Below are 23,359 nucleotides of genomic sequence, written 5' to 3' on the forward strand. Positions count from 1 at the left end.
GCCCACGCGCTCTAGAGCGTTTTCGAGCGAAGTGGAATCCGGTTCGCGTGAAGAAAACGCGTCAGATCAAGAAGCTAGAGTCTTTCACCGTTTCCATGAAACGGTGAAAGACTCTAGTCGATCGGCCGTCCGGTCATGGCGACGAGTTCGCGCACCAGGCGATCTGACATCTGACCGGTCACCGGCATCCGGCGAGCCTGCTCGAATTTCCGGATCGCGGCCTGGGTGTCGGTCCCGACCGTTCCTGTCGGCTTCAACTGGCCGTAGCCGTATTCGGTCAATGTCCGCTGAACCGTCGCGATGCGGCGCGTCGCGTTGATAAGATCGGCAACGGGATCGCCATGCGGCACAGCCGCGACCGGCGCCGGCGAACGCGCACCCTGCCCTGATGCCGCACGCGACGGCGCAGCCGGCTGGGCAGGACTGGCGGAAGGAGCTTCGGACGGTTCGGCCGGCCGCACGCTGGCCGTATCCGCCTCGACCGGCCGGGGCCGCGGCAGCGGATTGGCCTGCGGCAACGTCAGGGGCGTCGCGCCGCCCGATCCGAACATCGGCGATGGATGATGACCGGCCTGCATGAACATGGCATTGGCGACGATGACGCCGACGGCGGCAAAGGCAAGCGACCCCGCAAGCAGGTCCTTCGGGCTGTGCAGCAGAATGCGCAGGGCGAAACCGCGTTCCTCGTCAGCTTCGCCTCTCGCGGCACTCGCACTGCGACGGCGTGGCCGAATCGCATCTCCTCCGACGGCTTTCCTAGGCACTCTTCTTCACCCGATGACCTTGATCCTGTTTTCCGGGACGCGGCGACGGCGTCAGCGTCGCGATGTTGTCCGATGTCGGTTCGGCTTCGGACGCGCCGACGCCGGACACGAACGTCAGCGGCAACATGACGGTCACCGTGGTCCCCTCCTCCACCTTGCTCTGCACATCGATCTCGCCCCGATGCAAGGCGACGAGACTCTTGACGATCGACAGTCCGAGTCCGGTCCCTTCGTGACGCCGCTGGTAGGTTTTCCCAGCCTGGAAGAAGGGATCGCCGATCCGCTTGAGATCTTCCTGGGCGATACCGACGCCGTTGTCCATCACGCACAGCATCATGCGCGATCCCTCAACGCGGGCCGAGACCGTGACCCGCCCACCGCGCTCGGTGAACTTTATGGCATTCGATACCAGATTCAGAACGATCTGCCGGAACGCGCGCGGATCGCCTGTGATCTGCGGCAAATCCTCCGGAACGCGGGTGACGAGTTCGATGCCGTTGTCACGGGCCTTGAGCGCGAGCAGACTGCCGCAGTTGAGCAGCATCTCACGCGGCGCGAACGGCTCGGGCACGATCTCGAAGTTTCCGGATTCCATTTTCGACATGTCGAGAATGCTGTTGACCACCGACAACAGATGCTGGCCGGAATCGTTGATGAGTTGGGCGTATTCCTTGCGCCGTGCCGCATCGAGCAGCAGAGCATCCTCCTGCACCATCATCTCCGAAAAACCGATGATGGCATTGAGCGGCGTTCGCAGTTCGTGACTCACGGTTGCGAGAAACCGGGACCTGGCGGCGTCGGCGCGTTCAGCCGCGGCTCGCGCCAGATCCAGCGCGTGCTCCTGATGCTTCCGCTCGGTGATATCCCGCATCACCGCGACGACTTCGGGTTCATCGGAGATCGTTGCGGCGGAGACTGGCTCGAGCGGACGGCATCGCATTTCAACCCAGATAAAGTCCGCCGGATTGCGCGCCTCTCGCTGCGGACCCCGCGCGGTTTCGCGCCTGAGCCTGAATTCGACGCTTTGCGCGTCGTTGCCGAGCGCAGCCGCCGCCAGCGCAGTGAGATAGGCCGGGCGGTCGGCCACGTGGACGCGCTCGAACAGACCGTGGTCCCGCAATTCCGATAATGGCACGCCGAGCAGGACTTCCGCGGCAGGCGAAATGAACTGCACGGAGCCGTTGCGCCGGTGACGCGAAATCACGTCGCTCATGTTGCGCGCGAGCAGGCGATAGCGACCTTCCTCGACGTTCAGAAGCGAAGTGCCGGTGCGTGCCAGCGCCTCGGCGCTGAACGCAATTCCGGCAGCATAAAGCGTGGCGGACGCAATGCCGGACGCCATCAGGACGCTGTGCGCCGTCGCGCCGGAGTCGAGGGGCGGCAGAGCGTCAAAGTAGCTCATCGCGATCAGCGCGAGCACGCAGGATGCCGAAAGCGCCGATGCGAATCCGATAACGCGGCGGGAGGCGGACAGCGCCGCTTCGAGTGGAATCAGGGCAAGCCAGATCGCCGCGAACGATCCGATTCCTCCGGTCGCGATCGCGATCATCATGACAAGGCCAGCGAGCGCGATCGACGACAGCACGTGCGCATCTTCGTAACGGCCGGTCCGCGACAGGAAATAGGCGAGCAGAATCGGAACGACGAGCCAGGCGAACGCCAGCACTTCCAGCGCCGTCGGTGCACCCCGGATCGCAAGATAGACCGGAAACGCCGCGAACGCGACGAGGCTTCCCAAGAGACGCGGGCCCATGAACGCCCGATGACGCGCCCGCGTCAACGCATCGTATCGCGCCGACGGATGCAGCAGGGCGTCGAGACAGTCCTGGATAAGGGTCAATGCGGTCACGTCGCTCGCGCTTCGGCCGACGTCGTACCAGACGCGCCGGAACGCCTCCATTTTCGTTGGCGCAACGTGTCAGAGTGAACTTAAGCGAACGCTAAGGCGGTCCGGTCCGTGACGAAACAACGCGCGCGGATGCCGTTTTCCCGCTCATCCACGGCGGCATTCGACGAGAATGGTGAACGCGAGGTTTCCAGCGTGCCGTGGACGGCGCATCAATCGAAAATTTACGCCGAATCAAATTCCACCGCCGCTCGCATGATTTTCTTCGCGGGAAAGACTGCGGACACACCCGGGATTCAGCACCGCCTGATACGGGAGGGGACAGATTGCGGAATTCAACGCAACGGTGTGAAAAGCATATAGGGACGCGACATGTTTTTCCTGCTTCGCATGGCCTTCTGGCTCGGGCTGGTGCTCGTGCTGCTGCCGAGGGACAACGCGCCCGAGGCGAACAAGGGTCCTCAGATCAAAGCCTCCGAGGCCGTATCGGCCGCGACGGCGGCCGTCTCCGACATGAGTCAGTTTTGCACGCGCCAGCCGGCCGCTTGCGAGGTCGGCGGCCAGGCCGCGGTCGCGATCGGACAACGCGCGCAGGATGGCGCGAGGAAGTTGTACCGGATCATCACCGACAAGCGCGCTCCCGACCATACGGGCTCGATCGGGGCCATGGCGTCGACCGAAGGAGCAACGTCGGGGGAAACGCTGCATGGCACGCTGACGCCGGAGGATCTGCAGGCGGCGGAATGGCATCTTGCGGTCCCCGCCACCGTCACGGCCAACTAGCGCGCTCGGGAAACGGAGTGATCGTCGGGAGCGCCACAGGCGCGGAACAATTTCCGCAATGATTGCCGCGCCCGTATCGATTTTACCTGCCGGGCGTCTTATATAGGTTACGGTTCAATTTCAGCCTTCGCAGGCCGTGTCAGCAGGCGCTCTTCGAATGCCGGAATGATGGAACCACGGGCAAACCTCACATATGGACATCTGGGCCTGAATGACGATCGACGAGATCAGGGACAACTTTGAGCTACTCGAGGAATGGGACGACCGCTATCGGTACGTCATCGAGCTCGGACGCACCCTCGAACCGATGAGCGAAGCCGAACATTCCGCCGCCAACAAGGTTCAGGGCTGCACCAGCCAGGTCTGGCTGTCCCTCAAGACCGCCCGGGACGCCGACAACAATCCGGTGCTGACATATGTCGGCGACAGCGATGCGCATATCGTGCGCGGCCTGATCGCGATCCTGCTGACGCTTTATTCAGGCCGGAAGCCGCAGGCCATTCTCGATACCGATGCGATCGCCGTCTTTGACGAGCTGGGCTTTCGCGAGCATCTCACGCCACAGCGTTCGAACGGACTGCGCGCCATGGTCGAGCGCATTCGCAGGGACGCGCGGGAAGCGCTGGCCGACGCGGCCTGACAACGCTCGGGCCTATCCGCTGGTTCGGGCCTACCCGCTGGTAAAGACTGCGTCGCTCGCAAGCCATGTGCGGACATGCGCGCTTGCTTCGGCCCTCCCGGCGTTCCCCATGCCATAGTGCCGGGCCAGCCTGTCCAGCGCCAACTGCAAAACGACTTTCGCCGATCGCGGCGGCCAGCCGCGCTCGCGCTCGACATCCTCGAGCCCGCGCAGAAAGCAGCAGACGTCCATCAGCAGGCCGGAAAATTCCGGTCCGCACGCCTGCATCGCCAGCCGCACCCGCTGCCGCGACGCGACGATCAGATCGGTCATCTCGCAAGGGCCTGCTCCGGATCCGCGCGGCCGTCCACCGGTCGGCGCCGACCAGTTCGAGGTCACCCGCGGCGTCAGATTTCCGCGCGTGAAATCGGCGCGCAGCCGTTCGCCGGCCGCAAACTGATCGCGGCTGATCATCGCACAGCCATCGCGGCCCTTGCGGCGCGCCAGCCAGGCGAGCGGACTCTCGCTGTCGTTGGCCATCACCGTCGCAACGCCTGCGTCGGTCATGATCTCACGCTCGGCAAGCGCGAGATGCTGCGCGCGAAACCGATCGATAGCTTCGGCCGTGCGTCTCTTCGGCCGCCGCGCCGACTTGCCGGCGCCGCGATCAGAGGCCGACATCGGGCGCTCCATCATGGCCTTCATCGAAAGCCGCGCATATCGTTTCGAGCACTGCGAGACGGCAATCCTGTTTCTCATCGTCGCGGCTATCTTCGACCACGCGGCATGCGTGGGAGACGGTGGTGCGGTCGCGGTCGAAGGCGCGTCCGATCGCCTCGAAACTCAGCGCGAAACCGACATGCGACAGATACATCGCGACCTGCCTGGCATATGCGGTGCGCGGAGAGCCGCGCGTCGATGACATAACGCTCGCGACATCGAGGCCGAATTCGTCGGCCACCAGTGCCGCGATACCCTGACAGATCTGCTTTGCCGGAACGGGCGGCCGCCGGATGACTGCCGGCTGCCTGGACAGAAGGGTTAGAAGCATGGAACCTCCGCTATAGGAATATATTCACATATCCTATAGGGCCATTCCACCCCCGGGGATAACATTTTTCAAAGAACGGGGCGTCGGCAAAGCTCCCGAGGAGCCAATTCAGATATTATTCCTAACATTGAGTACCTGGAACGCGCACTATTTTCGCCGCCGGCGCTGCTGGCCAAGGCCCATGTTTTTGGCGAGTTGAGACCGCGTGACTGCATAATTCGGCGCGACCATGGGATAGTCCGCCGGAAGCTTCCATTTGTCCCGGTACTGCTCGGGGCTCATGTTGTACTGCGTCCGCAGATGGCGCTTGAGCGATTTGAAACGTTTGCCGTCCTCCAGACAGATCAGATAGTCCGCCGTCATCGATTTCTTGACCGGTACGGCAGGCTTGGTCGGTTCTGCCGGCGATTCGCCCCGGCCGGCGGACACCCGCATCAGCGCGGCATACACCTGGCTGATGAGCGCGGGAATTTCCGATGCCGGCGTCGTGTTGTTGCTGACATAGGCCGATACGATCTCCGCCGTGAGGTCGAGAAAGCTCTTGCCCGCAGGGTCGCTCATGATCTCAGTCTTCCGGATCGTGAAGCAGCATCGATACGCTCAGGCCATGGTCGGATTCAACAGACTGTGCCTTATCCTTTCGATTGAGCATGATCTTATCCGGACACCGGTTTCCACTTTGCGCGGGCGCGGCTTCGGGCCGGGAGCATGCCCTACGATCAGAATCTGCCTTTAAATGATAAGTATGAGCGGATTGCCGCCGGCATGACAAGAACGCCGCGCAAGCGCGCGAAATTTATTTCGGGGATGACCGAGGGGGCCCGTTGTCGAGATGGGCGCGCAGTTGATCGATCGACGCAAATCGCATCATGCCCTCCGGCATTTGCGCCTCGATCGTGCCATCGGAATAGAGCGAATAGGCCATTCCGTCGACGACGCCGGATCTCAGCACCGTGACCGGGACAGTGTTCTGGCTCTGAAGGGCGCCCGGACGATCGGCATGCGTACCCATGGACGAAGCCGGCGACGGCACGTTGCCCGGCTCCGGCCGCGACCGATCTGACCGCGCCCAGGCATCGTCGAATGACACGGGCGAGACCTCGGAATCCGGAGCGGGTGACACAGGCGGAGACAGGCCGACCGGATCGGAGCGTTTCACCATCGCACGCTCGCGGTCCCTTCTCATCGAGGACTCGAACAGGAGGTTGCGGCGAGGCTTCGATGGCGGGGACGTATCAAAAGATTCGCGCTCCGGCGCAGCGATTTCCGGGGCGGCAGCGGCCGCAATCCGATCGCGAGTAGGCATGTCCGCTTGCCAGCGTACCGAATGAACGGAGGACGTGACTTGCGGATCGCTTTCCGCGCCCGGCTCGCCATGATCCGCATCCCACGGCGGCGGTGGTTCATCCCTGACGCTCCTGCCCGGCAAAATCGGCCCGCGAAGATCGGGAATGCCGCGATCAGCTGCCATCACTCCGGAGCGCAGCCGGTCCGCCGCTCCCCGCACCTCGCGGATAACAAGCGAAAGGCCGATCATGATCAGGCCGGTGCAGGACGTCACCGTGCCTGACAAGATCAGTGTATTGCCGAAGGAGAACTCCTTGACAGGGAGTCCGAAGGCGGCGGCCACCAGACCGGCCACGAACACGCCGATCCCTCCGACCAGAAGCATTCTCATTCGTAAGCTCCGCCACTAATGGTTCGGTTCCAACATTCGCATCCCGTTCCGGCAGGTTCTTTTTGCGAGTGTCAGAACCATGGACCACTAGCAATTATAGTTCCTGGTGGAGTTTGAATTTGACATTCACCTGCAGCAGGTTGCTGCAAGGTGAATAGCGAATGACACACCCTCCACTAGCGCATAGACCGCACAGCGGATACCGGTTCTGCGCTCGGAAAGCAGCGCAAGCCGCAGCAAACTCCGAACCACCACGCGAGCGCCACAAAACGTCCCGCCGGGACGATAGCGGCATGGGATGCGCCTCGCCAGTCGCCAATTCGTCGCCGGCAACGGGCGCGAGATATGGCGGCGAACAGACCGTCAGCGGCAAAGATATGGCTGGCCGACAAGGATCACAACTCGTCAGGGCTTGCCGGATCATGGAATTGATGTAGGCTCACATCATCACCCCTCTGCACATCCCTTCAAACGCCGTCCAATCCCGGGCGGCGTTTTCACGTGCACATTTTTCACGTGCGCATAAGGATCGCTTCAGCGCGGCGCTTCGGCCAGCGCCGCAAGAATCCGCGCCCATGAGCGGATCCCCTTGTGAAAACTCTTCAGGTCGTATTTTTCGTTCGGCGAATGGATGTTGTCGTCCTCCAGGCCGAAGCCGACCAGCACGGTGTCGAGCCCCAGCGTCTTCTTGAAATCGGCAACGATCGGAATCGACGCGCCGCAGCCAATCAGCAACGCCTCCCTGTTCCATTCGTCGGTTAACGCACGCTTCGCGGCGGCCAGCGGCTTCATGTTCCAGTCGAGCGCGATCGCGGGCGCGCCGGCGTGGTCCAGAAATTCGGCCGAGCAGTCCGCCGGCACGCGCTCTTTCACGAAGGCGCGGAAGGCGTCGCGTATCTTTTCGGGGTCCTGACCTTCGACGAGGCGGAACGAGACCTTCGCCGACGCCTGAGCCGGGATCACCGTCTTGGAGCCCTCGCCGGTGTAGCCGCCGACGATCCCGTTGATGTCGCAGGTCGGCCGCGACAAGAGCTGCTCGATCAGCAGACGGTCCTTTTCTCCCGCGGGGATCGAGAGGCCGATGGGCTTCAGCATCCTGTCCGGCGTCAGATCGAGTTTCGCCCATTGCGCGCGGATGTCGTCCGGCAGGTCCTTCACGCCATCGTAGAAGCCGGGAAGCGTGATGCGGCCGTTGTCGTCATGGAGACCGCCGAGAATCCGGGTCAGCACCCGGATCGGGTTTTGCGCGCCGCCGCCGAAAAGGCCGGAATGCAGGTCGCGGTTCGCGGCCTTGATGATCACTTCCTCATAGACCAGTCCGCGCAGCGAGGTGGTGATCGCCGGGGTGTCCGGATCCCACATGCCGGTATCGCACACCAGGGCGAAGTCCGCGGCAAGATCGCTCTTGTTCTGTTCGAGGAATGGTCCGAAGTTTTTTGATCCCACCTCCTCCTCGCCCTCGATCAGCATCGTCACGTCGAGCGGCAGCGAACCCGCGACCGACATCCAGGCGCGGCAGGCCTCGACGAACGTCATCAACTGGCCCTTGTCGTCTTCCGCGCCGCGCGCCACGATGATCTTGCGGCCATCGGCATGGTTCGTCACCGCCGGTTCGAACGGCGGCCGATGCCACAAATTCAGCGGATCGACCGGCTGGACGTCGTAGTGGCCATAGAACAGGACGTGCGGACGCGAGCCGGTGTTGCCGTTGCTTTTGGCGACGATCGCCGGATGCCCCGCCGTCGGACGAACCTCGGCATCGAATTTCAGCGCCGCGATATCCTTGGCAAGATGATCGGCCGCCGCCTTGCAATCGCTTGCAAACGCCGGATCGGCGGAGATCGATTTGATGCGCAGCAGCGCGAACAGCCGCTCCAGGCTGTTGTCGAAATCTGCGTCGATGTGGTCGAGGACCGTCTGCAGTTGCGATGTGCCGGACATTTTGTTTTCCTTTAGCGCGTATTCCGCAAAAGTGGATACCGGTTTTGCGATCAGAATACGCGCAGCTTATTAATAGAGAGCATTTTCTTACGGCTAACCGGATTCCACTTAACCGGAAAATGCTCTTGGTTGCGGGTCGGACAAGTTCTCAAAATTTTTCCGACGGCACGAGCGAACGCGGATCGTTCGCCGGTAACGGACGACGGATGTGCCACGCCAAGGCCGCGATCAGAACAAACGTCGCAGCGAGGTTGTTTCCGAGAGCCTGAAGAATTTTCGGAAAAAACGGCAGCGACAGCCCCATCAGCGCAAACGACAGTCCGAGCGCCGCGCCGGATATCGCCCGCGCCTTCGGTCGGGGATCGAACGCGGCACGATGCAACAACACCGTCAGTGGAAAGAACAGCCACAGGAAGTAATACTGACGTGCCAGGGGCGATGCGATCGTCATCAGACAGAACAGGATTCCGACTTCCTCGGCGGCCGACCTCGACGTCATCTTCGAGCGCGCCGGAATGATGGCGATGAAGCCCAGCCCGAGCGCGGCAAAGACGACCAGCACGATCCCGTTCGCCGTTTTGTAACCGAGATCGGCGACGTTCATGTACTGCGCCGGTTTGGCCGGATCGATCTGGTTGTAATTCACGGGGCGCACCAGGCGATGCGTGACGGCGATGATCGACTGGTTCACCCATGACCAGTTCTGGGCATCGCGCTGCCCGAACCCCTGCTCCGAATTCGTCCCCACCATGCCGCGATACCATGTGGTGAGTTCGGAAACGTTGCGCTCGAAACCGCGGATCGGAGCCGGCACCAGAAACAGGAAAATACCGAGGCATGCGACCATGCTGGTCGCGCTGGCCCAGCGGCGGCGCCACAACAGGTAAGGCAGCACGGCGACCGGAAAGACCTTGATGGCCGCCGCGAGCGCGAACATGCCTCCAGACAGCCATGCGCGCTCCTGCCAGAGCCAGTGGAAGCCGAGCAGCATCATGGCGAGAAGAACCAGGTTGGGCTGGCCGAGATCGAACATGTCGAAGACAAAGGTGATCGTCACGATGCCCGGCAGGGCCTCAAGCCACGGAGCAGGTGTTCTGCCCGATCCGGTCATCGCATTGGAAAGCTGCGCCGTCATCCACCATGCGGCGGCATTGAGGAGACACAGGCCGAGATACAGCGGGATTTTTCCGAACCAGCTCGGTATGGCGAGCAGGATCGCCGACAACGGCGGATACAGGAAGGCAAAACCCTCGCTCGACCCCTTCGGATACAGATCGCCGCCCTGGAGAACCTGCTGTCCGGCCCAGTACCACAGCGGATAGTCCTTGGTCTTGCCGTGCCCCCAGATCTCGGGCGCCAGAACGTCGGCCGTCAGCAGGATGCAGGCCGCAAGAAACAGGACATCCAGTGGACGCCGGAGCGATGGCCATCTCAACACGGGCATTTTCCATTATCGGCGCGGCGGCATCGCCGGCCCGCCCTGCGTTACCAGAAGCCGCTCTGGCTGCAAATTCCCCGTCACCATTGCGCCGTGCCGAAGCGGAACAGCCGCTCGGCGCGTGCTATCGCCGCAGCAGTCCTCCGAGCGCGCCGCGCACCAGCGCGCGGCCGACCGATCCTCCGAGCGAGCCGCCGACCGATTTGCCGAGATCGGAGACGATTCCTCCCACCACCTTGTTGGTGACGGTGCGCGTGACGCTGCGCGCGACCACCTGTCCCGTCGAGAGTTTGCCGCGCGGCGTGTTGGTACCGAACACGGTGCCGACGATCGATCCGATCTGGCCGAGAATTCCGCCTTCCGCCGGTGCATCGGCGGTCGCCGCGGTGCCGGCGACCCGCTTCTGGAGCACCTCGTAAGCGGATTCGGAGTCGATCGCGGTGTCGTACTTCCCCTTCACCGGACTGTTAGCCATGATGGCCTTGCGCTCTTCGGGGGTGATCGTGCCAATCCGCGCCGACGGCGGTCGCACCATCACACGCTCGACCACGGCCGGCGTACCGTTGCCTTCCAGGAATGATACCAACGCCTCGCCCTTGCCGAGCTCGGTGATGACCTGCGCCGTGTTCAGCTTCGGATTGGGCCGGAACGTCTGCGCGGCGGCCGCGACCGCCTTCTGGTCGCGCGGCGTAAATGCGCGCAACGCATGTTGCACCCGGTTGCCGAGCTGGGCCAGCACCTTGTCCGGAACGTCGATCGGATTCTGGGTGACGAAATAGACCCCGACGCCCTTGGAGCGGATCAGGCGCACCACCTGCTCGATCTTGTCCATCAGCGCCTTGGGCGCGTCGTTGAACAGGAGGTGGGCTTCGTCGAAAAAGAACACGAGCTTCGGCTTCGGCGGGTCACCGACCTCAGGCAGATGTTCGAACAGCTCCGATAACATCCACAGCAGGAACGTCGCATAGAGTTTCGGGCTTTGCATCAGCTTGTCGGCGACGAGGATGTTGATCATCCCCCGGCCGTCCCGATCAGTCCGCATGAAATCGTCCAACGACAGCGCGGGCTCGCCGAAAAACTTGTCGCCGCCCTGGTTTTCCAGCACCAGAAGCTGGCGCTGGATGGTTCCGACGGTCTGTTTCGAAACGTTGCCGTACTGCGTCGTGAGATCAGCCGCATGTTCGGCGATGAAGGACAGGATGGCCCGCAGGTCCTTCATGTCGAGTAGCAGCAGCCCCTGTTCATCCGCCACCCTGAAAGCGACGTTGAGCACGCCCTCCTGCACGTCGTTCAGATCCATCATGCGGGACAGCAGCAGCGGTCCCATTTCCGAGACGGTCGCGCGCACCGGATGGCCCTGCTCGCCGAAAACGTCCCAGAAAATGGTCGAGAATTGATCGGGCTGGAAAGTCAGCCCCATGTCCTTGGCGCGCTTGAGGATGAAGTCTTTGGCCTCGCCGGGTTCGGAGATGCCGGACAGGTCGCCTTTGATGTCGGCTGCGAAGACCGGCACGCCGGCGCGAGAAAATCCTTCCGCCATGACCTGGAGCGATACGGTTTTTCCGGTTCCCGTGGCGCCGGTGACAAGACCGTGTCGATTGGCGAGGCCCAGCGTCAGCCATGCCGGCTGCTCGCCTTTGCCGATGAAAATGCTGTGATCGGTATCGCCGATCCCGGTCGCGGTTTCCGCCATGATCGCCTCTTCGTGATCGCGTCGTGAAGCAGTCTTATTCTACTTCATGTTTTGTACTGAATGAAACCGGCGAACGGCCGCACGACGCTTAAAATCAGCACACTAAACCAACGCGGACCAAGTCGTAGCTGTGTACCTCTCCTGCAATGACGCGCGAGCGTGACGTTTTGTGCAGGAATCGAGCATCCGGTCTTGCATCTCGGCAACACTCGTCACGCGATTGAAGCTCAATGGCGGATTGTTCGGCCTCGTCGCTTGTATTTCGCCTCGCAGGAGTAGCAAAATAAAATCATAAACAATGAGCCGGCGAGCAACCGGCGGAGGCGGGGTACCATGAACGAACTGGTCGAGCGGTGTGCCGCGAGAGCTGGCACCGATGCCGCTGTCGCGTGCGTAACCGTCGGTACGATTATGGACTTCCAGCGCAAGGAAGATCCGGCCGGCAAGGTTCGATCATTGAACGGTACGAAAACTGGCGCGAAAGATGTCGTCGAACAGGCGCTGTCGACACGTTGGGCCTTCGCCGATTCGCGTCAAGCGCCTTCGTATTGCTGACGTCATGACATATCCAATCTCCAAGCTCGAAGGTCTGAGCGCCGTCGACGCCAAGAAGCTGAGGTCCGTCGGCATCAGGACGACAGATGCCTATCTGGAGGCGGCCAGTACCTCGAAAGGCCGCAAGGCGCTCGCCGCCAAGACCGGATTCAGCGAACAGCAATTGCTGGAATGGGCCAATCTCGCCGACTACATGCGCATCCCCGGAATGGGCAACGGCAAGACCAAGCTGCTGCGCGCAGCCGGCGTCACCACGGTGCGCGAACTGACACATCGCAACCCCGCCCGCCTGGCTCAGGCGATGAAGGACGTGAACACCAGGCGCAAGCTCGTCAGCGTATTGCCATCGGAAAAATCGATCGGCGATCTGATCGCGCAGGCCCGCAAGCTCCCGCTCAAGATCACCTATTGAGCCCACCCCTTCCGCAAGGCCCGGCGTTTCGAACAGGCCTTTTCGCGCCTTGACACCATGTCCGGGACCGCGCAAAGCCACCGCATGGCAGCGGCACATTCCATATTCAGCCCTGAAGCGGATGACACACGTCATCCACTGCTGCACAAATTGCTGTCGCGGCCGTACCCGGCCGTCATGGGAGTCCTCAATGTCACTCCCGACTCCTTCTCCGACGGCGGTCAATTCATCGCGCTGGATCGGGCGCTGGCGCAGGCGCGCCGCATGATCGCGGAAGGGGCCGACATCATCGATATCGGCGCGGAATCCACCCGTCCCTACGGCTCGCAACCGGTCTCGAGCGACGAAGAGATGCGGCGGCTGGAGCCGGTGCTGGCCGCCGTTGCCGCGCTTGGCACGCCGGTGTCCATCGACAGTATGAAATCCCAGGTCGTGACCTGGGCGTTTGAGAACGGGGCCGCCATCGCCAACGACGTCTGGGGTCTGCAGCGCGATCCGGACATGGCGAGCGTGATCGCCGCGCACGATGCGCCCGTCATCGTCATGCACAACCGCGACAAACCCGACGCCACCCTCGACATCATGTGCGACATCGCGGCGTTCTTCGAACGATCGCTGGAGATCGCGGCAAAGGCCGGAATCCCCGCAAGCCACATCGTCCTCGATCCGGGCATCGGCTTCGGCAAAACCCAGGAACAGAGCATGATCGCGCTGGCCCGGCTCGACGAACTGCGGACCTTTGGATTTCCGGTTCTGGTCGGCGCGTCGCGCAAGCGCTTCATCGACACGGTAGTGCCGTCGGAACCGAAGGAACGGCTCGGCGGTTCGCTCGCCGCGCATTTGATCGCGGCACGAGGCGGCGCCCAGATCATCCGCACGCACGACGTGGCGGATACGGTGCAGGCGCTGCGCGTCGCCCACGCCATCGAGGCCAGAAGGTAATCAGGGATCATCAACCATGAGCGGCACGATCTTCATTCGCGGCCTCGTGATCCATGCGCAGCACGGCGTCATGCAGCACGAGACCGAAGTCGGCCAGCGCTTCGTGATGGACATCGAGCTTTCGACCGATCTGTCGGAATCCTCCCGGACCGACAGGCTCGTCGATACCGTCTCGTATTCCAGCGTGATTGCGACGGCCAGTGCCGCATTCAAGGATGCCAATTACAAGCTGCTCGAACGCGCGGCAGGCGCGGTCGCCGATGCGGTGCTGACGGCGTTCCCGCGCGTGAACACGATCAAGGTCACCGTCCACAAGCCCCATGCGCCGATCGCGGCGATCTTCGACGACGTCGGCATCACCCTCATCCGTGGCAGGGACTAGCTGTCGCCATGGCCAGCGTGCTGATCGCGCTCGGCGGCAACGTCGGAGATGTCCGGCAGACCTTCCGCAAGGCCATCGCCAACATCTGCGGCATGGCGCAGGCGGTACTCGTCGCGCGCTCCTCCGACTACGCGACCCCGCCCTGGGGGGACGAAAATCAGGACCGCTTCGTCAACGCCTGCATCGAGATCGAGACCCACCTCGACCCGCACGCGCTGCTGTACACCCTGCACAAGATCGAGACGAAATTCGGCCGCGACCGCGGCAGGGAAACCCGCTGGGGTCCGCGCACGCTGGATCTCGATCTGATCGCCTATGACGATGCCGTCCTCAACCGGCCGGAACTGAAGCTGCCGCATCCGCGCCTGTTCGAGCGCGCCTTCGTGCTGGCTCCGCTTGCCGAGATCGCGCCGGATCGCGTGATCGCGGGGCGAACGCCGGCCGAAGCACTCGCCACCGTATCGACGACCGGGATCGAGCGCCTGCCCGACCTCGACTGACCTTACCCTGGAGCGCGTTTCTGATGGAATCAGAAGCGGGGCTCTATGATTTTGATTTGACGCGTTTTCTTCACACGAACCGGTCCCCACTTCGCTCGAAAACACTCCTAAAGGATCGTTTGGCTTGTCGGCCGCCGCATGGCACTTTGCGTACCGGCTTTTTCGCAACCGAGCGCATCAATGCCCGCTGCTCCCGACGATGGCATGTTCAACCTGCCGCTGGCCGCCGATTTCGCCCCGGCTACGGCGGACGACTGGCGGAAGCTGGTCGATGGCGTGCTGAAAGGCGCGCCGTTCGAGACGCTGATCGCAAAGACCCATGACGGCCTCGCGATCGAGCCGATCTATGCGCGCGCGAAAGGCGCGAGCGCGATTCCCGGCCGCACCGCCCCAGCGCCATGGCAGGTGATTCAGCGGATCGATCATCCCGATGCGGCGCAAGCCAACGCGCAGGCGCTTCACGACCTGGACAACGGCGCCACCGGCCTGACGCTGGTGTTGGCTGACGCCATCGGCGCTCGCGGCTTTGGACTGCCGCCGACAGCGGAGGCTGTCGCAAAAGTTCTCGATGGCGTTTTTCTCGACGCAGGAATCTCGGTCGAACTGGAGACCGGGCCGCAGTCGCGCGCGATCGCTCTGCGTATTGCCGACGACATCAGGACCAAAGGCGTAGACCCGGCTGCCTGCGATATCCGCTTCGGCCTCGATCCGCTCGGTGCCTGCGCGGCATCGGGGTCCAGCCCCTCGCCCTGGAACGACATCGCTCCGGCGGTCGCCGAGACCGTGAAGAAGCTCGCCGCCATGGGCTTCCTCGGCCCCTTCCTCGTCGCCGACGGCCGGGTCATCCACGACGCCGGAGGATCGGAGGTGCAGGAACTCGCCTTCGTCCTCGCATCACTGGTCGCATATCTCCGCGCGCTCGAAAGCGCCGGCATCGATCTCGATAATGCGCGGGGCATGATCTACGCGCGGCTCAGCGCCGACGCCGACCAGTTTCTGACACTGGCCAAATTTCGCGCCTTGCGGCTGTTGTGGGCGCGAGTCGAACAGGCTTGCGGCCTCGCACCGAAACCATTGTTCGTCGCCGCCGAAACCGCCTGGCGGATGTTGACGCAACGCGATCCTTACGTGAACATGCTGCGCGCCACCATCGCCACCTTTTCGGCCGGGCTCGGCGGCGCCGACAGCCTGACCGTGCTGCCGCATACGCTGGCGCTGGGCCTGCCGGATGATTTCGCACGACGCATCGCCCGCAACACGCAACTCATCCTGCTGGAGGAATCCAATCTCGCGAAGGTGGCCGACCCGGCGGCGGGCTCGGGCGGCATCGAAACACTGACACGGCAGCTTTGCGCAATCGCCTGGACGCAGTTTCAGGATATCGAGAAAGTAGGCGGCGCATTCGCGGCGCTGACGCAGAAGCTGATCCAGCGCGACGTCGCCGCGACGCGCGACGCACGCGAAGCCAATGTCGCAAAACGCCGCGACGTGCTCACCGGCGCCAGCGAATTTCCCAACCTGCATGAAAAGCCGGCGGCCGTTCTCGACGCCGCTCCGCACACACCCGCGCTCCGCGGCGACGCAAAGATCACCTTCGAGGCGCTGACGCCGATGCGGCTCGCCGCGGCTTTCGAAAAGCTCCGCGACAGCTCCGACACATGGCTGAAGTCCACCGGCGCGCGGCCAAAAGTCTTTCTCGCCACGCTCGGCAGCGCCGCCGATTTCACCGCGCGCGCGACCTTCGCCAAGAGTTTTTTCGAAACCGGCGGCATCGAGGCGATTGATCCGCCTTCGCCACTTCCTGCCGGGGAAACTGTCGCCATCGCCGCCGCCTTCAAGGCCTCCGGCGCACAACTGGTCTGCCTGTGCTCCTCGGACGAGGTCTATGCCGATCATGCGGCCGCCACCGCGCAGGCCTTACATGCCGCTGGCGCAGGTCATATCTATCTGGCGGGCCGCCCGGGAAAGCTGGAGACCATGCTGCGGTCGGCCGGCGTGCAGGATTTCATTTTCGCGGGCGTCGATGCTCTCGCGATTCTGAGCGACGCCTGGCAGCGACTGGAGCAACAATGAGCGAGCAGGTGAAACCGTCGCTGACCGGCGGGTGTCAGTGCGGCGCGATCCGCTTTGCGCTGACGGCCGCGCCGATGCGGATCAGCATCTGCCACTGCCGCATGTGCCAGAAGGCTACCGGCGCACCCTTTGCGTCTTTCGCCGATATCCCGCGCGAGAACTTCCGCTGGACCAAAGGCCAACCGGCGACGTTTCGCTCGTCCTCGATTGCGGAACGCGCGTTCTGCGCGACCTGCGGCACGCCGTTGAGCTTCAGCCGCATCGGCGGTCCGTGCATCGAGATCATGACCGGCACGTTCGACCGGCCGGATTTGCTCGTGCCGACCCGGCAATACGGCACCGAGTCCCGCCTCGGCTGGGTCGCAACCATCGTCAACCTGCCGAGCCATACCACCATGGAAAACTACGGGTCGGAGAAGATGGCGAGCATCATCAATCACCAGCACCCGGATCATGATTGAGACGATGACCCGCATTCCCAATTTCGCCGATGTCGCCTTCGAGCCGGTCGCGCCTCGCGCCGCCGGCGGCAGCGCCGAACCATCTGCGGAATCCTGGCTGACGCCAGAAGGCATCCCGGTCAAACCCGCTTACTGCGAAGCCGACCTCGACGGCATCGACTTCCTCGACACATGGCCCGGCATCGCGCCCTACCTGCGCGGCCCCTACCCGACCATGTACGTCAACCAGCCCTGGACCATCAGGCAATATGCCGGTTTCTCGACGGCCGAGGATTCCAACGCCTTCTATCGCCGCAACCTCGCCGCCGGACAGAAAGGCCTGTCGGTCGCCTTCGACCTCGCCACCCATCGCGGTTACGACAGCGATCATCCGCGCGTCGCCGGCGATGTCGGCATGGCCGGGGTGGCGATCGATTCCATCTACGACATGCGCACGCTGTTCGCAGGCATCCCGCTCGACAGAATGAGCGTGTCGATGACGATGAACGGCGCGGTGCTGCCGGTGCTGGCGCTGTTCGTCGTCGCCGCCGAGGAACAGGGCGTGCCGCCTTCGAGGCTGTCGGGCACCATCCAGAACGACATCCTCAAAGAGTTCATGGTGCGCAACACCTACATCTATCCGCCTGCGCCCTCGATGCGGATCGTCTCCGACATCTTCGCCTATACCTCGCGCAAGATGCCGAAGTACAATTCGATCTCGGTCTCCGGCTATCACATGCAGGAAGCCGGCGCGACGCAGGATCTCGAACTCGCCTATACGCTGGCCGACGGCGTCGAATATGTCCGCGCCGGTCTCAATGCCGGACTCGATGTCGACCGCTTCGCGCCACGGCTGTCGTTCTTCTGGGCGATCGGCATGAACTTCTTCATGGAAGTCGCCAAGCTGCGCGCCGCGCGGCTGTTGTGGGCCAAGCTCATGAAGCCCTTCGATCCGAAGGACCTGAAATCGCTGTCCTTGCGTACCCATTGCCAGACCTCCGGCTGGTCGCTCACCGCGCAGGACGTCTTCAACAACGTGCCGCGCACCATGATCGAGGCGATGGCGGCGACGCAAGGCCACACCCAATCGCTGCACACCAACGCGCTCGACGAAGCGCTGGCGCTGCCGACCGACTTCTCCGCGCGTATCGCCCGCAATACCCAGCTTTTCCTGCAGCAGGAAAGCGGCACCACGCGCATCATCGATCCCTGGGGCGGCTCATACTATGTCGAGCGGCTCACGCACGATCTCGCGGTGAAGGCGTGGGGCCACATCCAGGAGGTCGAGGAGCTTGGCGGCATGGCCAAGGCGATCGAAGCCGGGGTGCCGAAGCTGCGCATCGAGGAGGCTTCCGCCAAGACGCAGGCCCGGATCGACGCCGGCAGGCAGGCGGTGATCGGAGTCAACAAATACAGGCCCGAGAACGAAGCGCCGATCGACGTGCTGAAAGTCGACAACTCCGCGGTGCGGCGGCTGCAGATCGACAAGCTGGAACGGCTGCGCGGCGAACGCAACCAGCAAGATGTCGATGCCGCGCTCGCGGCGCTGACGCGCTCGGCCGGCGACGGCAACGGCAACCTGCTGGCGCTCGCCATCGATGCGGCGCGCGCCAAGGCTACCGTTGGCGAAATCTCCGACGCGATGGAAAAGGTGTTCGGCCGCCATCGCGCCGAAATCAGGGCCATCACCGGGGTTTACAAGCGCGAGGCGTCCGCCATGTCCGACAAGGTTTCGAGGGTGCAGGCGATGATCGACGCCTTCGAGGACGCCGAGGGCCGCCGTCCGCGCATCCTGGTCGCCAAGATCGGTCAGGACGGCCACGACCGCGGCCAAAAGGTGATCGCGTCTGCCTTTGCCGATGTCGGCTTCGACGTCGATATCGGACCTTTATTTGCAACAGCGGACGAAGCCGCGCGGCAGGCGGTGGAAAACGATGTGCATATCCTCGGCGTTTCATCGCTCGCCGCCGCGCACCTGACCACCGTTCCGGAACTGAAAGCCGCACTGAGAAAACAGGGCCGCGACGACATCATGATCATCGTCGGCGGCGTGGTGCCGCCGCAGGACTACGATGCGCTCTATAAGGCCGGTGCCGAGGCGATCTTCCCGCCGGGTACCGTGATTTCTGACGCCGCCGAGGAACTGATCCGCAAGCTCAACGCGCGGCTCGGTCATAGCGAGGCGGCGGAGTAGCGCGGGGTCTGTTAAACTCTCCACACCGTCATGCCCACGCTTGTCGCGGGCATCCATCTCTCTATGATCCGGACTCCAAACGTGAACGGCCGGGACGAGCCCGGCCATGACGAAGGTTGCCATGATCACCAGCCTCAGTTCTATCGCGAGTCAGCTTCGGAGATTTTCACGTCTCGCGGCAGTCCTGGCATTCGCGGTCGTCGCTCCTGCCATCGCTGCAGAGCCCAAGCCCGACTTCGCCGTCAAGACGAAATACATCGACGCCAGCGTCATCCTGGACGACGGCATCAAATCGAATGGAGCGCTGGCGGCGGATTGCCTCGCCGAAGGCAAGCGTTGGGTGGAACACAACCGCGCCGACGCAGCGAAGGAGTTCAAGGCCTCGCCGGACCTGTTTCGCGATGGTCGCGCATGGACCTTCGAACGCAGCTACAGCCGCGTCTCGCAGGTCGGCCGCTATGTCAGCGTGGTGCGCACCGACTATGCCTATACCGGCGGCGCACATCCCAACACCGATATCAACACTATCCTGTGGGACGACAGCGCCGGCAAACGCATCAGCATCCGGCCGTTCTTCAAGGAGACCACCGACAACGGCGCCACCATGAAAGCGCTGCGCGCGGCCGCCATTGCCGCGGTCAAGGCCGACAAGAAGGCACGCGGCATCGACGACGCAGGCGGGATCGACTGGTACAAGGGCATCGAGCCGACGCTGCTGAAGGTCGGCGCGGTGACACTTGCCGCATCGACCGAATCCGGCAAAAGCGCCGGCCTCGAATTCCACTATCCGCCTTATGCTGTCGGTCCCTATGTGGAAGGATCGTTCGTCGTCTTCGTGCCTTGGCGGACGTTCGAGCCATATCTTTCGCCGCAAGGTACTGCGATCTTCGCCGGCGACCGCACGGAAGCGGCCAAACAGGACAAATGATCCGTCCCCTTTCGACCGACGACCTCGCGAGCGACATCCGCGCCGGTGATCGCGCGGCGCTGGCGCGCGCCATCACGCTGATCGAAAGCCGCCGCCCCGATCATGAAGCGACCGCGCGCGAGCTGTTGCAGGTGCTATTGCCGGATACCGGTAGCGCCATCCGCGTCGGCATCACCGGATCCCCCGGCGTCGGCAAGTCAACCACCATCGACGCGCTCGGCATGTTTCTGATCGAGCACGGCCACAAAGTCGCGGTGCTCGCGGTGGACCCGTCCTCGGCGCGCAGCGGCGGTTCGATCCTCGGCGACAAGACGCGGATGGCGCGGCTGTCGGCTTCGGACGCCGCCTATATCCGCCCCTCGCCCGCCGCCGGCACGCTCGGCGGCGTCGCGGCCAAAACGCGCGAGGCGATGCTCTTGTGCGAGGCCGCGGGCTTCGACGTGGTTCTGGTTGAAACGGTCGGCACCGGGCAATCCGAGACCGCAGTCTGCGACATGACGGATTTTTTCCTCGCCTTGATGCTGCCGGGCGCCGGCGACGAATTGCAGGGCATCAAGAAGGGCCTCGTCGAACTCGCCGACATGATCGCGGTCAACAAGGCGGATGGCGACAACATCAAGCGCGCCAATCGTGCGGCGGCGGAATATCGCAGCGCGCTGCATATTCTGAGCCCCCGCTCCGAGCACTGGCAGCCGCCGGTCGTGACCTTTTCCGGGCTGACGGGATCAGGCATTCCGGAACTCTGGCAGAAGATCGTCGAGCACCGCACCGCGATGCAGGCGTCAGGCGAGTTCGCCGCGCGGCGCAGCCAGCAGCAGGTGAAGTGGATGTGGTCGATGTTCGAGGATCGCATGAAGGCGCGGCTTCGGGGCGACGCCGCGATCCGCGCCAAAGTGAAGGCGACCGAAGCCGCAGTCGCCGACGGTCGCATCACCCCGGCGCTGGCGGCGGACCAGATCGCGGAGTTGCTGCGGTGAGCCTTCTTTTCCTCTTCCCTTGCGGAAGAGGGAAACCGCGCCTCACATGATAAAACTTTGATCCACCATGACCGCTTCACTCCGCATCCTCGTCACCGGCTTCGGCCCCTTCCCCGGCGCGCCGTTCAATCCGACCATGCCGCTGGTCGGACGGCTGGCGCGGCTGCGCCGGCCCGCGCTGGACGATGTCGTGATCGCAACCCACATTTTCCGCGTCGCTTACGAGACAGTGGATCGCGAACTGCCGCAACTTCTTGCGACGTATCGCCCGCACGCGCTGCTGATGTTCGGCCTTGCGACGCGCACGCCCTGGCTGCGCATCGAGACCCGCGCGCGCAATGCGGCAACGGCGATCTGGCCGGACCTCGACGGCGCGCGGATGAACAAACGATCGATTGCAGACACGGCGGACGCGCGTGCGTTCGGACCGCATGTTTTCAGGCTGCTGCGCGCGGCGCGGATGACCGGCATCGACGCGCGCGCCTCGCGCGACGCCGGCAGCTATCTCTGCAATTACCTGTGCTGGCGCGCCATCGAGGCCACGCGCTGTCAAACTGGGCCGCGCCTCGCCGCCTTTGTCCATGTTCCGCCGGTGAAACGCGACGGCTCGGCTCATGTTCCCGGCGGGATCACGCTGGACCATCTGAGCGATGCCGGCGAGGCCATGCTGCTGGAGATGGTGAAAGCGGCAAGGCAGGCGGATCGCTCTGACTTGGATTCAAATTCATTGTGATCGGCCGCGCCTGCCCGACGGTGGACAGTTTTGTTTGAAACGGGCATTGTGCAGCGCAGCAGCGGCATCGATATTGGCCTCCGTTCCGACCTGCCGGGATAAACAATGACCGACGCGAGCGTGGACCGGTGGGTATCGCAGACCCATCGGCCGATGGGGTTTCCCGAATTCGTCGCCATCGTCGCCGGCATCATGGCGCTGAACCCGATCGCGACCGACATGATGCTGCCGGCGATGCCGGATGTGCGCGACGCCTATGGGATAGCCAATCCCAATCACGTCCAGGCGGTGATCTCGGTGTATCTGGCCGGTTTCGGCGCCGGCCAGTTCATCATGGGACCACTGTCGGACCGTTTCGGCCGCCGCCCGGTCCTGATTGGAGGAATGCTGCTGTATAGCGCCGCGGGCGTTTTGTCGGTGGTCGCGCCGTCGTTCGAAATGATGATGCTGGCGCGCGTGCTGCAGGGCATCGGAAGTTCGGCCGCCCGCGTCATCGCCACCTCGATCGTGCGCGACTGCTACACTGGACGACGGATGGCGAGCGTGCTGTCGCTGGTGATGATGGTCTTCATCTCGGTGCCCGTCCTCGCGCCCTCGATCGGCCAGGCGATCCTGCTGTTTTCGGCGTGGCGCGGCATCTTCGTGGTGCTCACGGTCTACGGCCTCTTGGCCCTGCTGTGGTGCGCCATCCGGCTGCCTGAAACCCTTCCCCCAACGGGCCGCAAGCCGCTGACTGCAGCGAACGTCTTCGACGCGTTCCGCCAGACCGTTACCAACCGGCAGACCATCGGCTACGCGCTCGCCACCGGCGGCGTCCAGAGCGTGCTGTTCGCCTACGTGTTCTGTTCGCAGCAGATCTTCACCGGGATCTACGGCCTCGGCGATTATTTTCCGCTCGCCTTCGCCGCGATCGCCATCGGCATCGCCGCCGCGGGTCTCTTGAACTCGCGCATCGTCGGACGGTTCGGCATGCGGGTGATTTCGCATGGCGCGCTCACGGGATCGGTGGTGATCTCGATGCTGACGCTGCTCGCGGCGTGGCAGGGATGGTTGTCGTTTCCGGTCTACATGGTGCTGGCGATCGGCACCATGTTCGCGTTCGGGCTGATGTTCTCCAACTTCACCGCGCTCGCCATGGAACCGCAGGGCCACATCGCGGGGACCGCCTCCTCGCTGTTCGGCTCCATCACCACCCTGATCGGCAGCGGTGTCGGCGCGCTGATCGGACAGGATTTCAACGGCACCATGCTGCCGTTCGCGACCGGCGCGTTCCTGTGCACGCTTGCCGCTCTCGCCGTCGTGATCGTGGTGGAGCGCGGACGGCTGTTCGTGCCGCATAATCCGGTGGTCCACACACCGCCGCGTTAACCCTGTCGCCAATAATCGCCTGCGTCCACCGTCGTCGTTTCA

The 23,359-nt window shown here is 63.5% G+C and carries 24 protein-coding genes; 15 read left to right on the forward strand and 9 right to left on the reverse strand.

Annotation, left to right across the window (positions count from 1 at the left end; genetic code table 11):
- Positions 1-113: 113 nt before the first annotated feature.
- Positions 114-764 carry a peptidoglycan-binding protein gene (locus ACS3WB_RS07830; protein ID WP_438275002.1) on the reverse strand — a complete coding sequence of 217 codons (651 nt, stop codon included), beginning with the start codon at positions 762-764 and terminating at the stop codon, positions 114-116.
- Entirely contained in the window at positions 757-2,604 is a 1,848-nt protein-coding gene (locus ACS3WB_RS07835; RefSeq protein WP_438275077.1) for a sensor histidine kinase, read from the reverse strand. The genes ACS3WB_RS07830 and ACS3WB_RS07835 overlap by 8 nt, the downstream gene beginning before the upstream one ends.
- A 117-nt stretch (positions 2,605-2,721) precedes the next feature.
- Here ACS3WB_RS07835 and ACS3WB_RS07840 point away from each other — a divergent pair, with 117 nt between their 5' ends.
- The 3 genes from ACS3WB_RS07840 to ACS3WB_RS07850 all read left to right on the forward strand — a co-directional run bounded on the left by ACS3WB_RS07840 (position 2,722) and on the right by ACS3WB_RS07850 (position 4,033).
- Entirely contained in the window at positions 2,722-2,973 is a 252-nt protein-coding gene (locus ACS3WB_RS07840) for a hypothetical protein (protein WP_438275003.1), read from the forward strand.
- A 9-nt stretch (positions 2,974-2,982) separates the two neighbouring features.
- Positions 2,983-3,393 carry a DUF5330 domain-containing protein gene (locus ACS3WB_RS07845; protein ID WP_438275004.1) on the forward strand — a complete coding sequence of 137 codons (411 nt, stop codon included), beginning with the start codon at positions 2,983-2,985 and terminating at the stop codon, positions 3,391-3,393.
- A gap of 211 nt (positions 3,394-3,604) precedes the next feature.
- A complete protein-coding gene (locus ACS3WB_RS07850; RefSeq protein WP_438275005.1) occupies positions 3,605-4,033 on the forward strand; it encodes a SufE family protein in 429 nt (142 codons plus the stop codon).
- 30 nt (positions 4,034-4,063) lie between these two features.
- Here the strand turns inward: ACS3WB_RS07850 and ACS3WB_RS07855 are convergent, their stop codons facing one another.
- The 7 genes from ACS3WB_RS07855 to ACS3WB_RS07885 all read right to left on the reverse strand — a co-directional run bounded on the left by ACS3WB_RS07855 (position 4,064) and on the right by ACS3WB_RS07885 (position 11,813).
- A complete protein-coding gene (locus tag ACS3WB_RS07855; RefSeq protein WP_438275006.1) occupies positions 4,064-4,693 on the reverse strand; it encodes a DUF6456 domain-containing protein in 630 nt (209 codons plus the stop codon).
- Complete coding sequence (locus ACS3WB_RS07860; RefSeq protein WP_438275007.1) at positions 4,680-5,063, reverse strand: helix-turn-helix domain-containing protein; 384 nt, start codon at positions 5,061-5,063, stop codon at positions 4,680-4,682. Before ACS3WB_RS07860 ends, ACS3WB_RS07855 begins: the two co-directional genes overlap by 14 nt.
- A gap of 147 nt (positions 5,064-5,210) precedes the next feature.
- Positions 5,211-5,624, reverse strand: a complete 414-nt coding sequence (locus ACS3WB_RS07865; protein ID WP_438275008.1) for a MucR family transcriptional regulator — start codon at positions 5,622-5,624, stop codon at positions 5,211-5,213.
- A gap of 235 nt (positions 5,625-5,859) precedes the next feature.
- Positions 5,860-6,741, reverse strand: a complete 882-nt coding sequence (locus ACS3WB_RS07870) for a hypothetical protein (protein WP_438275009.1) — start codon at positions 6,739-6,741, stop codon at positions 5,860-5,862.
- Positions 6,742-7,275: 534 nt separating this feature from the next.
- Positions 7,276-8,682, reverse strand: a complete 1,407-nt coding sequence (locus ACS3WB_RS07875) for a M20/M25/M40 family metallo-hydrolase (protein WP_438275010.1) — start codon at positions 8,680-8,682, stop codon at positions 7,276-7,278.
- A gap of 148 nt (positions 8,683-8,830) precedes the next feature.
- Positions 8,831-10,126 (reverse strand): glycosyltransferase family 87 protein, encoded by a 1,296-nt coding sequence (locus tag ACS3WB_RS07880; protein ID WP_438275011.1) that lies wholly within the window; start codon positions 10,124-10,126, stop codon positions 8,831-8,833.
- A 118-nt stretch (positions 10,127-10,244) separates the two neighbouring features.
- The gene (locus ACS3WB_RS07885) at positions 10,245-11,813 is read right to left on the reverse strand and encodes a helicase HerA-like C-terminal domain-containing protein (RefSeq protein WP_438275012.1); all 1,569 of its coding nucleotides are present in this window, start codon (positions 11,811-11,813) and stop codon (positions 10,245-10,247) included.
- A gap of 333 nt (positions 11,814-12,146) precedes the next feature.
- On the opposite strand from ACS3WB_RS07885, the gene ACS3WB_RS07890 reads away from it, so the two are divergent.
- The 12 genes from ACS3WB_RS07890 (at position 12,147) to ACS3WB_RS07945 (ending at position 23,317) form a co-directional block, all read left to right on the forward strand.
- Positions 12,147-12,368 (forward strand): hypothetical protein, encoded by a 222-nt coding sequence (locus ACS3WB_RS07890; RefSeq protein ID WP_438275013.1) that lies wholly within the window; start codon positions 12,147-12,149, stop codon positions 12,366-12,368.
- Positions 12,369-12,372: 4 nt separating this feature from the next.
- Complete coding sequence (locus ACS3WB_RS07895; RefSeq protein WP_438275014.1) at positions 12,373-12,780, forward strand: DUF4332 domain-containing protein; 408 nt, start codon at positions 12,373-12,375, stop codon at positions 12,778-12,780.
- 84 nt (positions 12,781-12,864) lie between these two features.
- Positions 12,865-13,722, forward strand: coding sequence for a dihydropteroate synthase (folP, locus tag ACS3WB_RS07900; protein WP_438275015.1), 858 nt, complete (start codon positions 12,865-12,867; stop codon positions 13,720-13,722).
- A 16-nt stretch (positions 13,723-13,738) separates the two neighbouring features.
- The gene (gene folB / locus ACS3WB_RS07905) at positions 13,739-14,104 is read left to right on the forward strand and encodes a dihydroneopterin aldolase (protein ID WP_438275016.1); all 366 of its coding nucleotides are present in this window, start codon (positions 13,739-13,741) and stop codon (positions 14,102-14,104) included.
- Positions 14,105-14,112: 8 nt separating this feature from the next.
- Positions 14,113-14,604, forward strand: coding sequence for a 2-amino-4-hydroxy-6-hydroxymethyldihydropteridine diphosphokinase (folK, locus tag ACS3WB_RS07910; protein WP_438275017.1), 492 nt, complete (start codon positions 14,113-14,115; stop codon positions 14,602-14,604).
- A 180-nt stretch (positions 14,605-14,784) separates the two neighbouring features.
- Complete coding sequence (locus ACS3WB_RS07915; RefSeq protein WP_438275018.1) at positions 14,785-16,677, forward strand: methylmalonyl-CoA mutase family protein; 1,893 nt, start codon at positions 14,785-14,787, stop codon at positions 16,675-16,677.
- Positions 16,674-17,138, forward strand: coding sequence for a GFA family protein (locus ACS3WB_RS07920; protein ID WP_438275019.1), 465 nt, complete (start codon positions 16,674-16,676; stop codon positions 17,136-17,138). The genes ACS3WB_RS07915 and ACS3WB_RS07920 overlap by 4 nt, the downstream gene beginning before the upstream one ends.
- Positions 17,139-17,142: 4 nt before the next feature.
- Positions 17,143-19,311, forward strand: a complete 2,169-nt coding sequence (gene scpA / locus ACS3WB_RS07925) for a methylmalonyl-CoA mutase (RefSeq protein ID WP_438275020.1) — start codon at positions 17,143-17,145, stop codon at positions 19,309-19,311.
- Between the two features lie 121 nt (positions 19,312-19,432).
- Positions 19,433-20,239, forward strand: coding sequence for a PdaC/SigV domain-containing protein (locus ACS3WB_RS07930; protein ID WP_438275078.1), 807 nt, complete (start codon positions 19,433-19,435; stop codon positions 20,237-20,239).
- On the forward strand, positions 20,236-21,216 hold the full coding sequence (gene meaB / locus ACS3WB_RS07935; protein ID WP_438275021.1) for a methylmalonyl Co-A mutase-associated GTPase MeaB: 981 nt from the start codon (positions 20,236-20,238) through the stop codon (positions 21,214-21,216). Before ACS3WB_RS07930 ends, meaB begins: the two co-directional genes overlap by 4 nt.
- Positions 21,217-21,283: 67 nt before the next feature.
- Positions 21,284-21,949, forward strand: a complete 666-nt coding sequence (locus ACS3WB_RS07940) for a pyroglutamyl-peptidase I (RefSeq protein ID WP_438275022.1) — start codon at positions 21,284-21,286, stop codon at positions 21,947-21,949.
- 105 nt (positions 21,950-22,054) lie between these two features.
- Positions 22,055-23,317 (forward strand): multidrug effflux MFS transporter, encoded by a 1,263-nt coding sequence (locus ACS3WB_RS07945; RefSeq protein WP_438275023.1) that lies wholly within the window; start codon positions 22,055-22,057, stop codon positions 23,315-23,317.
- Positions 23,318-23,359 lie beyond the last annotated feature (42 nt).

The organism is Nitrobacter sp., from assembly GCF_051535215.1.
Classification (GTDB): Bacteria; Pseudomonadota; Alphaproteobacteria; order Rhizobiales; family Xanthobacteraceae; genus Nitrobacter.

What these genes read in the sequence shown, in the direction of transcription:
- ACS3WB_RS07845 (WP_438275004.1), top strand. Translation starts at nt 2,983, where the DNA reads ATGTTTTTCCTGCTTCGCATGGCCTTCTGGCTCGGGCTGGTGCTCGTG.
- ACS3WB_RS07850 (WP_438275005.1), top strand. Translation starts at nt 3,605, where the DNA reads ATGACGATCGACGAGATCAGGGACAACTTTGAGCTACTCGAGGAATGG.
- ACS3WB_RS07855 (WP_438275006.1), bottom strand. Translation starts at nt 4,693, where the DNA reads ATGTCGGCCTCTGATCGCGGCGCCGGCAAGTCGGCGCGGCGGCCGAAG.
- ACS3WB_RS07860 (WP_438275007.1), bottom strand. Translation starts at nt 5,063, where the DNA reads ATGCTTCTAACCCTTCTGTCCAGGCAGCCGGCAGTCATCCGGCGGCCG.
- ACS3WB_RS07865 (WP_438275008.1), bottom strand. Translation starts at nt 5,624, where the DNA reads ATGAGCGACCCTGCGGGCAAGAGCTTTCTCGACCTCACGGCGGAGATC.
- ACS3WB_RS07870 (WP_438275009.1), bottom strand. Translation starts at nt 6,741, where the DNA reads ATGAGAATGCTTCTGGTCGGAGGGATCGGCGTGTTCGTGGCCGGTCTG.
- ACS3WB_RS07875 (WP_438275010.1), bottom strand. Translation starts at nt 8,682, where the DNA reads ATGTCCGGCACATCGCAACTGCAGACGGTCCTCGACCACATCGACGCA.
- ACS3WB_RS07880 (WP_438275011.1), bottom strand. Translation starts at nt 10,126, where the DNA reads ATGCCCGTGTTGAGATGGCCATCGCTCCGGCGTCCACTGGATGTCCTG.
- ACS3WB_RS07885 (WP_438275012.1), bottom strand. Translation starts at nt 11,813, where the DNA reads ATGGCGGAAACCGCGACCGGGATCGGCGATACCGATCACAGCATTTTC.
- ACS3WB_RS07890 (WP_438275013.1), top strand. Translation starts at nt 12,147, where the DNA reads ATGAACGAACTGGTCGAGCGGTGTGCCGCGAGAGCTGGCACCGATGCC.
- ACS3WB_RS07895 (WP_438275014.1), top strand. Translation starts at nt 12,373, where the DNA reads ATGACATATCCAATCTCCAAGCTCGAAGGTCTGAGCGCCGTCGACGCC.
- folP (WP_438275015.1), top strand. Translation starts at nt 12,865, where the DNA reads ATGGCAGCGGCACATTCCATATTCAGCCCTGAAGCGGATGACACACGT.
- folB (WP_438275016.1), top strand. Translation starts at nt 13,739, where the DNA reads ATGAGCGGCACGATCTTCATTCGCGGCCTCGTGATCCATGCGCAGCAC.
- folK (WP_438275017.1), top strand. Translation starts at nt 14,113, where the DNA reads ATGGCCAGCGTGCTGATCGCGCTCGGCGGCAACGTCGGAGATGTCCGG.
- ACS3WB_RS07915 (WP_438275018.1), top strand. Translation starts at nt 14,785, where the DNA reads ATGCCCGCTGCTCCCGACGATGGCATGTTCAACCTGCCGCTGGCCGCC.
- ACS3WB_RS07920 (WP_438275019.1), top strand. Translation starts at nt 16,674, where the DNA reads ATGAGCGAGCAGGTGAAACCGTCGCTGACCGGCGGGTGTCAGTGCGGC.
- scpA (WP_438275020.1), top strand. Translation starts at nt 17,143, where the DNA reads ATGACCCGCATTCCCAATTTCGCCGATGTCGCCTTCGAGCCGGTCGCG.
- ACS3WB_RS07930 (WP_438275078.1), top strand. Translation starts at nt 19,433, where the DNA reads ATGATCACCAGCCTCAGTTCTATCGCGAGTCAGCTTCGGAGATTTTCA.
- meaB (WP_438275021.1), top strand. Translation starts at nt 20,236, where the DNA reads ATGATCCGTCCCCTTTCGACCGACGACCTCGCGAGCGACATCCGCGCC.
- ACS3WB_RS07940 (WP_438275022.1), top strand. Translation starts at nt 21,284, where the DNA reads ATGACCGCTTCACTCCGCATCCTCGTCACCGGCTTCGGCCCCTTCCCC.
- ACS3WB_RS07945 (WP_438275023.1), top strand. Translation starts at nt 22,055, where the DNA reads ATGACCGACGCGAGCGTGGACCGGTGGGTATCGCAGACCCATCGGCCG.